The sequence below is a fragment of the Collinsella aerofaciens genome, from assembly GCF_027679495.1.
Lineage (GTDB): Bacteria > Actinomycetota > Coriobacteriia > Coriobacteriales > Coriobacteriaceae > Collinsella > Collinsella aerofaciens_AK.
The window spans coordinates 1-14,784 of the sequence record NZ_JAQEKC010000021.1; the positions used below are offsets into that span (position 1 = coordinate 1).

Below are 14,784 nucleotides of genomic sequence, written 5' to 3' on the forward strand. Positions count from 1 at the left end.
CGTTTTTCGTTAAACGGACGCTAGGGCGTCACCCTTACACCAACATTTTCGACGCGATCCGGATACTCATTTAAGTCTGTCCCCAATGAGTGGGTTAAAGGTTGCGGGTTCTTTACGGGAATGTAGTGTGGGCTGCGGAAACGCGGTTCTTTCCGTACAATAGTTCAACTCGTGTAAACGCAGGGAAGGGACATTCATGGCAGACATGATCGAGATCAAGCATCTCAACAAGTACTTTGGCGACCTGCATGTGCTCAAAGATATCAATCTCACCGTCAAGCGCGGCGAGAAGCTCGTAATGATCGGGCCTTCCGGTTCGGGTAAGTCGACGCTCATCCGTTGCGTCGATTATCTGGAGGAGCCCACGTCGGGCGAGGTCATCATCGACGGTACGCCGCTCACCAAAAAGAATCACCTGGAGATGGCTCGCAAGTATAGCTCCATGGTGTTTCAGCAGTTCAACCTGTATCCCAACATGACGGTGCTGGGCAACCTGACGCTCGCGCCCATCAAGCTGCAAAAGAAGAGCAAAGAGGAGGCGACCGAGATCGCCATCGCCGCGCTCAAGCGCGTCGGCATGGCGCATAAGGCCGGCGAGTATCCGCAGAATCTCTCGGGTGGTCAGCAGCAGCGCATCGCCATCGCCCGTGCCCTGTGCACCAAGCAGCCCATCATCCTGTTTGACGAGCCGACCTCGGCGCTCGACCCCGAGATGGTCCAGGAGGTTCTGGACGTTATGATTGAGCTTGCGCAGGAGGACATCACTATGATCTGCGTGACGCACGAGATGGGCTTTGCACGCCAGGTGGCCGACCGCGTCATCTTTATGGAGGACGGCCGCATCCTGGAGGAGGGCACGCCCGAGCACTTCTTTGATAACCCCGAGAACCCGCGCTGCCGCGAGTTCCTGTCCAAGATTCTGCACTAGGCGCGGTGATGGACATGACGGATATGACGAGGGCGGCCGTGTCGCGCCGTCATTTTTTGCAGCTGGCTGGCGCCGGCATGCTTGCGCTGACGGGGACCGCGCTTACCGGTTGCGGCAACTCCACCAGCGGCGAGGGCTCCGACAAGGGGTCTAAGCTTGCGGCTATCAAGTCGCGTGGCCATCTGAATGCCGGCGTTAAGAAGGACGTTCCCGGCTATGGATATTACGACACTGCCAAGGGTCGCTTTGAGGGCATGGAAGTCGATTTGTGCTACCAGATCGCCGCTGCCGTCTTTGGCGTGAGCTACAAGGAGGCCCGTGCCCAGGAACTTGTCGAGTTTACCGACGTAACGCCCAAGACGCGCGGTCCGCTGATCGATAACGGCCAACTCGACGTGGTCGCGGCGACCTACACCATCACCGACGAGCGCAAGAAGAGCTGGGATTTCTCGACGCCGTACCGCACCGACTACGTGGGACTCATGGTCAAGAAGCGCTCGGGTTTTACCTCGATTGAGGACCTGGACGGCAAGGTCATTGGCGTAAGCCAGGGTGCCACCACGCAGGGCCTGATCGAGCAGATGATCAAGGACAACGGCTTTAGCTGCAAGCCCGAGTTTAGGGCCTTTAGCGGCTACCCCATCATCAAGAGTTCGCTCGACGCCGGCAATATCGACGTCTTTGCCATGGACCGCTCCACGCTGGCCGGTTACATGAACGAGACCGTTGAGCTGCTGCAGCCCGAGGTCAAGTTTGGCGAGCAGGGCTACGGCGTGGCGACCAAGAAGGGCTGCGACCTTTCGGCCGTGGTCGATCAGGTGATTTGCGATCGCCTGGCCGACGGCTGGCTCGACCAAGAGGTCAAGACCTGGGGTCTTGTATAGGCGCATCGTCCAAGGAAGGAATCAAATGCTCGAAGGATTATTTGACGCCGACCGTTGGTCGACGACATTTCAAAACATGGGGCCCTTCTGGGAGGGCTTTGGCGTGACGCTGCAGGTGGTCGTTGCCGGTCTGCTGCTGTCGCTGGTGCTGGGCACGCTGCTGGGCGTGTTCTCTACCACTCGTTCGCGCGTGCTGCGCGCCATAAGTCGCGTGTACGTGGAGTTTTACCAGAACACCCCGTTGCCCGTGCAGGTGCTCTTTATGTACATGGCCGGTCCGCAGTTTTTGCAGGCCATAACCGGTGCCGACCAGCCGGTGCGCATCGCGCCATTCGTGCTGGGCTTCTTGGGCGTGGGCCTGTATCACGCGGCCTACATTTCGGAGGTCATCCGCACTGGTATCGAGGCGGTTCCGCGCGGTCAGATGGAAGCGGCCCAGAGCCAGGGCTTCACCCGTGCGCAGGCGTACTGGTACATCGTGCTGCCCCAGACGTTCAAGATCATTTTGCCGCCGCTGTGTAACCAGGCGCTCAACCTGGTCAAGAACACGTCGGTGCTGGCGCTTGTCGCCGGTGGCGACCTTATGTACCGTTCCGACAACTTTGTGAGTCTGTACGGTTACCTGCAGGGATACATCGTCTGCTGCCTTATGTACTTCATCATCTGCTTTCCGCTCGCCATGCTGGTGCAGTGGCTCGAGCGCCGCTCCAAGGAGCGTCCGCGCGGCGTGAGCCTGGCCGAGCTGGGGCTCGACAACGTAGAGGAGGCCTAGCGCATGGAAATCTTCAACGCGACCAACCTGCTCTACATTTGGGGCGGCTTTGTTAAGACGATCGAGATCTCGGCGCTGTCGATCTTTTTCTCGCTCATCTTTGGCACGGTGCTGGCGCTTGTTAAAAGCTATGCGCCACGCCCGTTCCGTATTTTGGTGAGCGCCTATATTGAGCTGTTCCGTTGCACACCGAACCTGCTGTGGATCCTGTTTATCTACTTTACGGTGCAGGGTTTGGACATTGTGATTTCGACCATCGCCTTTACGCTGTTTACCAGCGCTGTTATGGCCGAGATTGTGCGCGGCGGCCTCAACTCGATTCCGCGCGGCCAGTTTGAGGCGGCGCAGAGCCAGGGCTTCGGCTTCTTTGCCACCATGCGCTACATCATTTTGCCGCAGACGTTTAAGACGATCATTCCGGCGCTGTTTAGCCAGTGCACGACCGTCATTAAGGACAGCTCGTATCTTTCGGGTATTAACGTGGCCGAGCTCATGTACACGGCAAACGTCGTGATGGCCCACGCGATCGACCTGTCGCAGGTGCTTATGCTCTACGGCCTGGTGTTTGCGATGTACTTTGTGCTCAACTTTGGTATCTCGCTGCTGGTGAGGGCATATCAACGCCGTATCGTAGCCGCATAGTCCTGCTTCCCCAAGCACGGCACCTTGCCCCTCAATCGTCGCTTGCGTACATTTAGTACGCGGCGCTCCTCTTTCGGGGCAATCTGCCGCACTTGGGAAACCAGGACGAAGGTGGGGACAAAATGGGAATCAGGGATTGCCTATTTCTCATTTGTTAGAAAGGAATCGCGATGAGCGATCTGGAGAATAAGAAGAATCCTGTGGTCATTACCATCGCGCGCGACTTTGGCGCCGAGGGCCACGAGATTGGTCGCATGCTTGCCGACGAGTTGGGGATTCCGCTGTACGATAACGAGCTGCTGGTGCGCGCGTCGCTGCGCGCGGGCGAGTCGCTCGACAAGATGGCTGCCTACGACGAGCGCCTGGCCGTGGAGAATATGGCGTTTCTGCCCGACCGCTACGATGCACGTTCGTACTCGGACAAGTTGTTCCAAAAGATGAGCCAGGTGATTTTGGATCTGGGCGAGACCGAGAGCTGCATTATCGAAGGCCGTCTGTCCGATTACCTGCTGCGTAACAATCCCAACCACATTGCCGTGTTGGTGACCGCACCCTTTGAGGACCGCGTCGAGATCGTGCGCAAGAAGCGCGGCCTTAACAAAAAGAAGGGCGCCAAGCTGGTCAAGCAGCAGCAGAAGGCGCGCGAGGCGTTCTATAAGCGCTACAGCGCCGGAAAGTGGAAGATGACGAGTGGCAAGGACATCGTCGTCAACCGCGCCAAGCTGGGCCGCGAGGGCTGCAAAGATGTCATCGCCGCTGCCTACCGCTACAAGGTAGCGCAGCTCGAAGGCTAGCCGATCAATAACCACCACAAAGGGGACAAGCACCTTTGCGGTGGTTTTTGTTTTAGGCCGAGGGGAAGGCCTTGGTGAGACCGGCGTGCGTCTGCGTGTCGGTCTTTTGGTAGATGGAGCTCAGGTGGCGCTGTACCATGCGCATCGAGATACCGAGTTCCTCGGCAACCTGCTTGAGCGGGCGTTCATCCTGGGTCACGGCTATGAGCACGTCGACTTCGCGCGGGGTGAGAGCGTGGTTGGCGATGAAGGCCTGGCGTTGCTCCTCGATGGTGGGGGCGGCGAGTGCTTCTTCTGCCAGCTGCTCGCGCTCGCGCTCCCGCTCGGTTTGGGGCAGGCGGAACAGGCCCGCGGCTACAAACGCCGCGCAGGCGGCGACGAGCAAAACGAGCGCACCGATCATAATGAGGGCAACGTTATCCGAGGTCACGAGAGCAAGCGAGATGCCCGATGTGGTGAAAGCGCATACATTGTTGGCGGCGCGGCCCATGCCAGCCCAAAGGGCGGGCGCATGCATGTGCGGTGCCAGCTGTGTAAAGGTGGCGGTAAAGAACGTGACGAAAAAGCCCGAGCTCAGGTAAAAGACGACAAGGCCTAGGTTGGGATCGGCGCCGGCCTCCACGGCCAGGATGGAAATGGTCGAGAGCACGGCGATGCCGAGCATGACAAGTCCCATGTAGCGGCGCTCGGCAAGGTCAAAGATAAGACCGGCGGCAAGGCCGCTTGCCGCCAAAAAGAGGCGCGGCCAAGTCTGCACGGCAATGGTGCCATGGGCGTTGGAGAGTGTGACCACGTTGTCGAGGGTGGAGAACAGACAGGCAAGAATCATGACGAGCGCGATGCTCCAGCATGCCTGCTTGGCGAGGGCATGAGAGGACTCAGCAAAGGGATTGATGGCGGGGCTGGAGCTCTCGGCAGCTTTTTGGGGAACGACGCTGAGGGCGGATATGGCGATAGTCGCTGCGCCAAGGACGATGAGCTCTGCGATACCGCCGCAATTGAGCAGGTTGACGGCGAACTGCATCAGGATGCCCGCGGCATAGGCTGCTCCCGCACCGGTGGCGAGCTTGGGATCGTCTTGAAACGCCAGTGAAAAGGCGTGGTGCGCAGCGGCGCCCAGCAGGCCGAGTCCGAGGAATGCGAGGCAGCCCAGAATCTCGAGGGCAAGCGAACCCGTGGGGGACTGGATCTGGGTCAATCCCAGGATGGCGATGGGAACGGCGGCGCTGACAACTGCCTGGGGCTGGCCTTTGCGTTGGGCGAGACCGAGCAGTGGTGCATATCCGATAAAGCCGAGCACGCTCGCACCCAGAATAAAGCCCTGTGCGATTACAACGCGTTCGGCACCGGCGAGCAGCCCGACGTTGACGTCGAAACGAAACTCGGCGGCAAGGAAGGCGAAGGTGAAGAGCGCGAGTGCCAGAAGCGCGTTGATTTTAGGCCTGCTCAGGTTCAAGGACGGTCCTTTGGGTGGACGAATAATCGTGTCCTCGATTGTAGCGTTCCCGGGACGAGTGTGGCGATGGCGAAATCATATTGAATTAAACCGCAGGTAGAGGCCTAGGTTCACATCTACGAACCTAGGCATATGGAGTCATTTGGCACATCTTGGTGGTACAGGACCACCACAAAGGGGACAGGCACCTTTGTGGTGGTATGTCCCTACGACCAAGGAGGCCGTTATGAACGTAAGCCACTTTGACAAGCAAGCTCAACGTGAGTCCACCTGCTCGCTGGTTCACGGTACCTGGCGTTGTGTGGGTGCCAAAATAGCTTGCGCCGGCGCGTGTGCGCTTATGGTCGGTCAGTTGCTGCTGCCGAGCGTGGCGCTGGCGACGGAATGCGCCGATCCCGCCGCTGGGACGGATGAGGTTGCCGCGGCTCCGGTGACGCCGACGGTTGCGGAGGATACGGCTGCAACGACCGCGCCAGCTGCTTCGACCGCGCCTGCAACCGATGCTGCTCCGGCGGCGCAAGCCACCGTTGAGCCTCAGCAGACAATCCCAGCCGATGCCGCCAATGAGCCTAGCGGTGCTGCGCTCGCTGGGCAAAACGCTTCTGGCGACGACAACGCCGCCATGCCGGCGAGCAACGCCATCATGCCCTGTGGCGTGACCGATGTGACAGGCGGGGGCGGCGTTAGGGTCAATACGACCGTGGTCGATCATTATACGAACTGCGAGCTTTCGGACAACATCACGCTCGAAAAGGGCCAGTCGTATACCCATGATTTTCCCGATGTTGAGGGTGGCATTCCAGAAGCGCTTGCGAGCGAAGTTGTCGAGGTTAAGTACTACAGGGCCGATGCCGCTTCGGGCACTCTGGTCGAAGTTCAGGATGCGTCCATGTCCGACGTGACGGCTCGCTTCGAACCCGTTGGCAATCACATGAGGCTGACGCTGACCTTTACGGGTGGCGCGGCAGGCGGCTCGTATCGACTCACGCGCAATGAGGCTCTCTATATTGGCTCGGCACTGGAGTATACCGGAACTGACTATGAAGGCAGCTCGACTATCCTCAACGAAACCAGGTACGATTATTACCTCCGCTACGCCATCAATAGCGAAATTACGCTCGTTGCGTCAGAAAACGAAGCCCTCCATAACCTGAACGTCAACGACGTGAAGACCAACTACGCGCCCGGCGAGGCGCCCCGCGCGACCGCGACGATTCCCGCTGCTGACGCCGACAAGTACGAGATCGCCTACGAGTGCTGGGAGGAGATGGATGGCAGCGACCCCGCGGAGCTCACGCCCGTTGCCTTCTGGTATTCCGACCCCGCCAAGTATCCGACGGGCGCGAGGAGGATCGAACACTTCGAAGAGGGCAAGTTCTACATGTATTCCGTCGAGCTGAGGCTCAAGGGCGACAATACCGTGGGCAATGACTGCATGATGTACGTCAACGGCCATTGGACGCACCACATCAAGACCGTCAACGGCGTCTTCGCGCCAAACGCTGACAATATGCTGTGCGAGCAGCCGATCGACGAATGGCGGGCCATCGACGTTATCGAGATCAACGGCGCCACGACCACCTTCAAGGCAGGCGATAAGCCGGTCTTTACGGCGAATGTTCCGACGGGCTCCAACTTCCTTCCTCAGTGTGAGTACTGGACGGGTAGCGACGGCAGCGAAGTGAACTCTCAGGAGTTCTGGGATCAGAACATCACGAACCACATCGACGCCTTTAAGCCTGGCGTGACCTATCGCTACGGTATCTACCTCAAGCCCGCGCGCGGATTCTACTTTACGCCCAACACCAAGCTGGTGATCAACGGCCAGGAGGGCGGCTACCAGATGGGCGAAGCGAGTGTAGTTGATCCCGAGAGCGGCTGTATCTTCACTCTGTGGCTCAACACCGATTTGACCTTTACGCCTGAAGCCACGCCGACTCCCGATCCGCAGCCTACGCCGGATCCCAATCCGACGCCGCAGCCCGAGGTCAAGCCCGAAACCAAGCCTGAGACGAAACCCGAGACCAAACCCGCGGCTAAGCCGGCCACGACAACCGCCACGACCAAGACGGTTGAGAAAGCCGCGCCGACCAAGAAGGGCGATGCTGTCCTGGCTACCACGGGAGATACCACCGTAATGACGGTCACCGCCCTAGGTATCGCTGGCGCAACCGTTGCCGCTGCCGGCATCGCCGCAACCAAGCGCCGCAAGCGTTAGGTTTTGGCGGCGGCGCCCATCCTCGGCTTTAGCAAAATCTCAATCTGTAACACCAAGCCAGTCAAAACGGCTCTAGATGTTACAGATTGAGATGAACCGAATGGCCGCCAACCTAACGTCTCGATCTGTAACACGTAGCGGGGAATTTGGTCTCTAACTGTTACAGATTGAGACAAAGCGGGGGCGGCTGGAGCAATATCTCGATCTGTAACAACTACAAGGCTCAACAGGGCCTAACTGTTACAGATCGAGACAAACATCGGAATCGGTTCGCCGACCAGACCCCAAACCGCCACAAAGGTGCCTGTCCCCTTTGTGGCGGTTTGCGCAGGTAGAACGGTAGGTTCGTATATATGAACCTACCGTTCGCTTTGTTTTTGGACGACGATACGCTGGATGACTTTTGGTTTCAGGAAAGGAACGACCATGAGGTGGACCACTGTTCGAGCGCTTTGCCGCCGCCTGACCGTTGCCGCGGTGACCCTCACCATGGTGACGGGTTCGTTGCCCGCGGGCGCGTTTGCCGAGACCCTCACCACCGATAGCACCTTTGTGCAGACGGATGTCGAACAAGTAGACGATGCCGATGCCGCCGACCCCGCGCCCGATGCCGCCGACGCCGCGCCCGATGCCGGCGTTGCCGACCCCACAGTGCCCGCCGCCGATGACGTCCTTACGCCCCCGGACTCCGAGATTGCATTGGCGGCAGGCCTGACGGGCGCCGGGCAGACCGAGAGCACACCTGCGGGTACGCTCGCCACCGATCTTGTCGAGGGCAAGGAACTCGCCGAGCAGCAGAAGCAAGAGGAGGCTTCCGGTGCCGAGGCAACCTGGAACGAGGAACTTGAACTCTGGGCAACCTCGAAGGGCGCCACGGGCGTAAAAGGCGAATACGATGATGGCTACGTGGCCGGCGAGCAGACTCCCGCGCAGTACTACTTCTCGATTGATAGCCTCACCAACGAAATTTCTATCGAGTATGGCGACGCGGGCATTACCACGTTGGAGGTGCCCTCGACCATCGACGACAAAAATGTCGTAAGCCTTACGGGTATGGGAAGCGCTGCGCTCACATCGATCACCTTCGCCCCTAATTCGCATGTCCGCTCGGTTGGAGGCTTGGGCGGCAGCAGCATCAAAGAGATCGCACTGCCCGATTCGGTCGAGGAGCTCAAGAGCTATGCATTCTACAAAAGCAAGACGCTCCAAACGGTAACCTGGCCCAACAACGCGGCCTTTACCACGATTCCCGAGCAGGCCTTTAAGGAATGTGAACAACTTGACGACAAGGTGGTGGCAACGCTGCCGCCTTCGGTCAAAACTATCGACTATCTTGCATTCGCCTATTGCGGCGTGCCACAGTTCTATGTCTCGGACACAACAGTGCTCACCTTTACGCAGATCAATGTGCCGGGCACGGTGGAGCGGATCGGGCACTATGCCTTTGATGGGTGCTCGCATGTGTCGTCGGTGACGATCGGCGATGGTGTCAAATCTATCGGGGCGCTCGCGTTCGCCTCTCTTGATCCTGCGATTGCCGGCAAAGAGATTGTGCTACCCAAAAGCGTGGAAATGATAGAGTGGGGAGCTTTTGAGAACACGAGATACGGAAACGAGACGAACCATAATGCCGTTGCCCTGCGCGTGATGAACCCCGATCTTCAGCTTGGTGAGGCGGGCTATCCGGGCGACTATAATGAGCGCGTGACAATCGATGGCGTAACGTATGCGATTCCCTTTAGTGAAGGCCAGACCATCTATGCCTATGCGACCGATTCGGCTGGCAACCCCTCGATGGTCAAAAAGCTTGCCGATGCCGTGGCCGATCGCAAGGACTCCGTCGATTCCTCGAAGCCTGCCTACACGTTTGAGTGGATGGGCGAGGCGGCCCAGATCACGGGCAAACTTCCCCAGGGCGCGGCGGCCGTGCTCGTGCAGGCGGGGCAGTCCACGCCGCTGGCGGTTGGCGATGACGGCAGCTTTACAGCGGACGCCCTCTCCAAGACGGCAGCCACCCTGCGCATTTCGCTCAGCGGTTACTATGACATGGTGCTGGCGCGCCCGGGCGACCAGATGACGGGCACATGGAATATCGGAGACATTAAGGCGGAGGACTTTACCAAGATTCCGGCTTCGCGCGCGATTGAGCTCAACGTGGGCTTTCTTGAACCGATTGTGGGCCAGGATAAGACCGAACGCATTGAGCTCGATAGTCTCGATAACATCGATCTGACGGTGAAGAGCGGCGGCAAGACGCTTAAGCCTGCCAAGGGTGACAAGGAAAACGACTTCCGTATCCAGGGTACAGCGCTCGTGGTGTCGCAGGCCATTGCCGATGCAGACCAGGATCTGGAGATAACGCTCGAGCCCAAAGACAGCCTCAAGCTGGGTGGGGCGACGGCGACGGTGAAGCCTTCGGCCGGCAAGGTCGATATCGACTTGAAACCCTGGGGCACGGCGACGGTCACGACCAAGGGCGACTACCAGGGCGCCAACCGCGTGCTGGTGTTCCGTACGTCCGACGGCAAGCTAGTCGCCGACGGCGTCACCTATTTGATGGGTTACGAAGACGATGGCACCACGCCTATCATGAAGGCCGAGACGCCGCGCCTTAAGGCCGGTTCGTACACCATCGTCGCCTTTAACAAGACGAGCTACGACATCCAAGCGACGAGCTATTCCACGTTTAGCCGCCTAGGGCTGACCGTGGGTAAGTATATCGCGCAAAAGCAGGTGAAGATTGAGGACGGCAAACAGCTCGACGTGACGCTCGACGTCCCCACGTTTGACGTGGAGACGTATCGTGCCGAGCGCGGGCTGACGGCGGGCTCGGTTATCGCTGATTCGTCCGCGGTCGTTGGCGCGGAGACCGAGCTGCGCATTCATTACGAGCTCAAGGACAGCCAGGCTGCCAAGATTGAGATTCCTCTGGCCAAGGATGCCGTCGAGGATGTGTCCGCAGGCGCTCGCGAAGCCGGCGCCAGCTCCGATGCCATGTGGGCTGCCACAACTTGGGAGGGCGACAACCTCGTTCTCGATATGAAGAAGAGTGCGGGCGCCGATGTGTTTGTGCGCTTTAAGCCTAAGGCCGCGGGCATCTATGCCGTCTCGCCGCTTATTACGCTGGGCGAGGTGACATTGCCGCTGGGAAGCACCACACTCGAGGTTAGCGGATCGCGCATCGAGGTCGACAACACCGACGTTCACAGCCTGCTGGGCAATGTGGCCTACGTGTATGCAGCGCCGGGCAAGAGCGTGCAGCTCACCGTGGGGACGGGCTCGTCGGCTGCAAAGTACACCGGCAAGACCAATAAACTCGGCCGTGCCAAGATTGAATACGAACTGCCGCAGGATACGCTTGCCGCCGAGCGTGTGACGCTCGAAGCGCGCGTGGGCTCGACCGATGTCGCCGCCGCTGCCGCAGAGGTGACGGCTCGCAACTATGTGCGCTATGTTCCGGGTGCTTCGGTCTGGAACTTTGATGTGACGTATCGTGGCGGTACGCAAAACCTGGTCAAGGACGGCAAGGACACGGGTAAGAGCCTGTGGACCTTCCACCATCTGCCGCAAAAGAAGAACGCCTACTGGACGTTCGATATTACGCTCGAGGTGGGAAACGAAGAGGCCGCCGATACGCTCGACCTGTACGTGGACTGCGTGGATGGCAAGACGGTGACGATTCCTCTGACTCAAAAGTCGCGCGAGGGCACCCGCGTGCGCTATGCGGCGGAGTATGTGGACGAGGGTTACCTTAAGCTGCTTAATGAGTTTAACAAGGCGAATGACTCGACCTATGTGAACTGCGGCAACTTTGAGCAAATCTTTATGCCGCAGACCTACCGCATCTCCAATGCTCAGCTTATGACCATGCTGAGTTTTGACGCCAACGCTTCGGCCAAAAAGCATTCCGCCGCGGCCGAGGAGCGCCAGCGGGAGTTCTCGAATGCCGTGCAGCAGTGGCACGAGTATATGATGGATAACTCGTTTAATGATGTCGACGAGGCCTTTAACGACGCGATTGACCAGATGGTCGCCGATGCGTTTGCCGAGGAGGACAAGGACGGTAAAGAGGACGAAGCCCAAGGTGGAGCTGCCCGTAAGGCTCGTCGCGCCCCTGCCGCCAGCGACGGCGAGGGTGATGGTACTGGCAACGACGAGGCCGCGCAGTTTGCGGCTGAGCTCAAGGCCGCGGTCGGCGGGTCGTCGGCGCTGCTGACCCAGCAGGGCGACAGCTATGGCGTCAATGTGGACAAGATGATCTTTGAGGATGCTTACGGCACCAGCGAGGATTGGTATCAGGAACTCGCGGCGGCCCAGGGCGCGAACGCTGCGGATGCGGCCGCCATCAAGGAGCTCGTCGACCATGCATCGCGAGCGGAGTTTATTGCCCAGCAGGCCGAGGATCTGGTGGGCCAGTCGATGGGTATCGGCCAGCTCAACCAATATGGAAGCTGGAATGACGCAACCGCTGCGGCGCTCAACAAGTGTGCGGGCATTAAGGCCAGCGAGTACAACGGCCAGTCGACGAGCGGGTTTAACGATTTGGGCCAGGCGCTCGGCAGCTCACTGAGCTACAAGGCGGCTGACGACGATACCGTCAAGGGCTTTAAGGTCGCCGCGCCCGATGGCGAGCAGACGGCCTATATCGAGTCGGAGTTTATCGAGAACTCCAATAACAACAAGAACCAGGCGCTTCTGTTTAACTCGATCGCCATGCAGTGTGACATTCTGGACAATCTGTACGATAACTGGAATGTGGTCCATAGCCTCAATAACTCTACGATTCGCGGCTGGCTTATGGCTTGGAAGCGTAACGGCGACGTGAGCGCCCATATGAAGCTCATCCGCACGATTCGTTCGCTCAAGAGCTATAAGATCGAGTGCGAGATGTTCGGACAGGTCTTTAAGACCGATGCGTGGAAGGCGGCCGGCCAGGCGTTTCCCGCGGCGACCCAGGGCATCGGCATCTTTACCGGCATTTACGGCGTGAACGATGCCAGCAAGAACTGGGAGAACGTGAACGTCCGTATGCAGAAGGTGAAGGGCGAGCGCGAGGGCTATGAGCTTCAGCATACGCGCCTGCTTGCCAAGCCCGAGAAGACCGAGGACGACTGGAAGTGCATTTACGCGCTGCGCGACGCCATGGAGAAGGCGCGTGCGTTTGAGGATCTGCTGCATCGCCAGCTCTGCCACGACAGCACCGATGTGGCGGTGGGCTCCATTATGACAATCGCCGGCGTGCTGACGGCCGGTTCGGCGGGTACCGTGGTGGGCGCTGCCTATGACGCGGCTTCGACCAGCGTAGGTTCGGAGCGCGCGATTAAGCTGACCAATGCCGAATGCGCCTACGATGTTGCCTGCGAGCAGGTGGAGCGCGCGTGCCAGAATCGTATTACGGTCAACTGGGGCGAGCTGACTGATACCGAGGTCTACAAGGCCAACAAGGACGGCTTGATCTCGGACGAGAAGATGCAGTCGATCTTCGAGGCGCGTTATCGCAATGTGGCTGCCAAGGCTGCACCCGACCCTGCGGGCGTGGTGTACGAGGGCCTGCTGTCCAATACGGTTGAAGGCGCGACGGTTGAGCTGTGGAGCGCCGACGATGCGGCCGGTACCAATGCAGTGCGTTGGGATGCCGAGGAGTATGAGCAGGACAATCCGCTTGCAACGGGTGCGGACGGTGCGTACAACTGGAATACGCCGACCGGCTGGTATCAGGTGCGCGTGACCAAGGACGGGTATGAGGAGGCGCGTTCGGCCTGGCTGCGCGTGCCGCCGATTCAGACTGAGGTGAACATTGGCTTGGCGTCGACGGCGGCGCCCGAGGTGGCTTCGGCCCATGCCTATACCGATTGCGTCGAGGTTGAGTTTGCGCAGTATATGGATGCGAGTGACGATACCCTGGCCGCATTGTGCGCGCAGGGCTTGGGCGACGTGACGTATACGTGGCTCGATAAGCAGGACGATCCCAATGGCAAGCCGCTGTCGCGCGTGCTGCGTATTCGCTATGCCGATGCGTGTGAGGTGGGCTCGACGGTGTCGTTTGAGCTCGACGGTGCTCGCAACTACGCCGGCACGGCCATGGCGCGCTGGGCAAGCGGCGAGCTTGTCGTGGGCGTTCGTGCCGACAAACTCAAGCTCAACGTGGAGCAGGCCGTGACCATGCTTGAGGGCAGTGACTTTGAGCTGGTGGCGCACGTGACCGATAAGGCGGGCAAGCCGTTTGCGGGCGCCAAGGTTAGTGTTGGGCTGGAGTCCTCGGCTATCTGCTCTGTCGATGCCAACCAGGCCGTGACGGGCGAGGACGGCGCGGCGACGTTTGTGCTGCATGGTGCTCTGCCCGGTTTGACGACGTTGACGGCGGCGGTGGACGGCACGGCGCTGTCCAAGCAGGTCGACGTTCGCGTGTCTGCCGAGGCAGTGCGACCGGCGCGACCGGTGGCGACGATTGGTGCGACGACGTTTGGTGCATGGTCGCCCAAGGAGAACTACATTACGGTGCCCAAGGGCACGAAGCTGGAGCTTTCTGCCGAGGATGGCACGACGATTTGGTACACCACCAACGACACCTGCCCCTGCCGTGACGAAGGCCGCGTAAAGTACACCGAGCCTATTGCGCTCGATAGCAACATGTATGTGCGCATTGCGGCACAGCGCCCTGGCATGTCGTACAGCGAGTATTCCGAGCGTCTGAACATTACGATTACGGTGACCGATGAGCCGGCGCCTGAGCCGACGCCCGAGCCGGACCCGACGCCTGGCGACGGCGAGCAGGGCGGCGGTGCGGATGGCTCTAGCGGCACCGGGGTACCTGCGGGCGGCTCGGCTTCGACGACGACCACGGTGACGACGCACAAGTCCAGGGGTAAGGGCGAGAACGGCAAGAAGTCCGGTGGCACGGAGCTTGCCGGCACGGGTGACGCCACCGCGATGACGGTCGCGGCCCTGGGCATCGCCGGCGCAACCGTCGCCGCTGCCGGCATCGCCGCGGCCAAGCGTCGCAAGCGCTAGGTTTTGGTGGCGGCGTCCGTCCTCGGCTTTAGCAAAATCTCAATCTGTAACACCAAACTGCCCAAAACGGCTCTAGATG

The 14,784-nt window shown here is 59.7% G+C and carries 8 protein-coding genes; 7 read left to right on the plus strand and 1 reads right to left on the minus strand.

Going from position 1 to position 14,784, the window contains the following annotated elements:
- Positions 1-196 precede the first annotated feature (196 nt).
- From PGW49_RS07930 to PGW49_RS07950, 5 genes are all read left to right on the plus strand, one after another.
- Positions 197-928 carry an amino acid ABC transporter ATP-binding protein gene (locus PGW49_RS07930; RefSeq protein ID WP_055251548.1) on the plus strand — a complete coding sequence of 244 codons (732 nt, stop codon included), beginning with the start codon at positions 197-199 and terminating at the stop codon, positions 926-928.
- A gap of 8 nt (positions 929-936) precedes the next feature.
- Positions 937-1,812, plus strand: a complete 876-nt coding sequence (locus PGW49_RS07935) for a transporter substrate-binding domain-containing protein (protein ID WP_082435536.1) — start codon at positions 937-939, stop codon at positions 1,810-1,812.
- Between the two features lie 25 nt (positions 1,813-1,837).
- The gene (locus PGW49_RS07940; RefSeq protein ID WP_035136546.1) at positions 1,838-2,584 is read left to right on the plus strand and encodes an amino acid ABC transporter permease; all 747 of its coding nucleotides are present in this window, start codon (positions 1,838-1,840) and stop codon (positions 2,582-2,584) included.
- Between the two features lie 3 nt (positions 2,585-2,587).
- Positions 2,588-3,226, plus strand: coding sequence for an amino acid ABC transporter permease (locus tag PGW49_RS07945; RefSeq protein WP_055285379.1), 639 nt, complete (start codon positions 2,588-2,590; stop codon positions 3,224-3,226).
- A 170-nt stretch (positions 3,227-3,396) separates the two neighbouring features.
- Positions 3,397-4,020, plus strand: a complete 624-nt coding sequence (locus tag PGW49_RS07950) for a cytidylate kinase-like family protein (protein ID WP_055251542.1) — start codon at positions 3,397-3,399, stop codon at positions 4,018-4,020.
- Between the two features lie 52 nt (positions 4,021-4,072).
- Here the strand turns inward: PGW49_RS07950 and PGW49_RS07955 are convergent, their stop codons facing one another.
- Positions 4,073-5,476, minus strand: a complete 1,404-nt coding sequence (locus PGW49_RS07955) for a helix-turn-helix transcriptional regulator (protein ID WP_270226188.1) — start codon at positions 5,474-5,476, stop codon at positions 4,073-4,075.
- Between the two features lie 226 nt (positions 5,477-5,702).
- Here PGW49_RS07955 and PGW49_RS07960 point away from each other — a divergent pair, with 226 nt between their 5' ends.
- Positions 5,703-7,694 (plus strand): LPXTG cell wall anchor domain-containing protein, encoded by a 1,992-nt coding sequence (locus tag PGW49_RS07960; protein ID WP_270226189.1) that lies wholly within the window; start codon positions 5,703-5,705, stop codon positions 7,692-7,694.
- A 426-nt stretch (positions 7,695-8,120) separates the two neighbouring features.
- On the plus strand, positions 8,121-14,705 hold the full coding sequence (locus tag PGW49_RS07965) for a leucine-rich repeat protein (RefSeq protein ID WP_270226190.1): 6,585 nt from the start codon (positions 8,121-8,123) through the stop codon (positions 14,703-14,705).
- Positions 14,706-14,784 lie beyond the last annotated feature (79 nt).

Bases quoted from the DNA above. Each gene is read 5' to 3' on its own strand.
- PGW49_RS07930 (WP_055251548.1), top strand. From the start codon at position 197: ATGGCAGACATGATCGAGATCAAGCATCTCAACAAGTACTTTGGCGAC.
- PGW49_RS07935 (WP_082435536.1), top strand. From the start codon at position 937: ATGGACATGACGGATATGACGAGGGCGGCCGTGTCGCGCCGTCATTTT.
- PGW49_RS07940 (WP_035136546.1), top strand. From the start codon at position 1,838: ATGCTCGAAGGATTATTTGACGCCGACCGTTGGTCGACGACATTTCAA.
- PGW49_RS07945 (WP_055285379.1), top strand. From the start codon at position 2,588: ATGGAAATCTTCAACGCGACCAACCTGCTCTACATTTGGGGCGGCTTT.
- PGW49_RS07950 (WP_055251542.1), top strand. From the start codon at position 3,397: ATGAGCGATCTGGAGAATAAGAAGAATCCTGTGGTCATTACCATCGCG.
- PGW49_RS07960 (WP_270226189.1), top strand. From the start codon at position 5,703: ATGAACGTAAGCCACTTTGACAAGCAAGCTCAACGTGAGTCCACCTGC.
- PGW49_RS07965 (WP_270226190.1), top strand. From the start codon at position 8,121: ATGAGGTGGACCACTGTTCGAGCGCTTTGCCGCCGCCTGACCGTTGCC.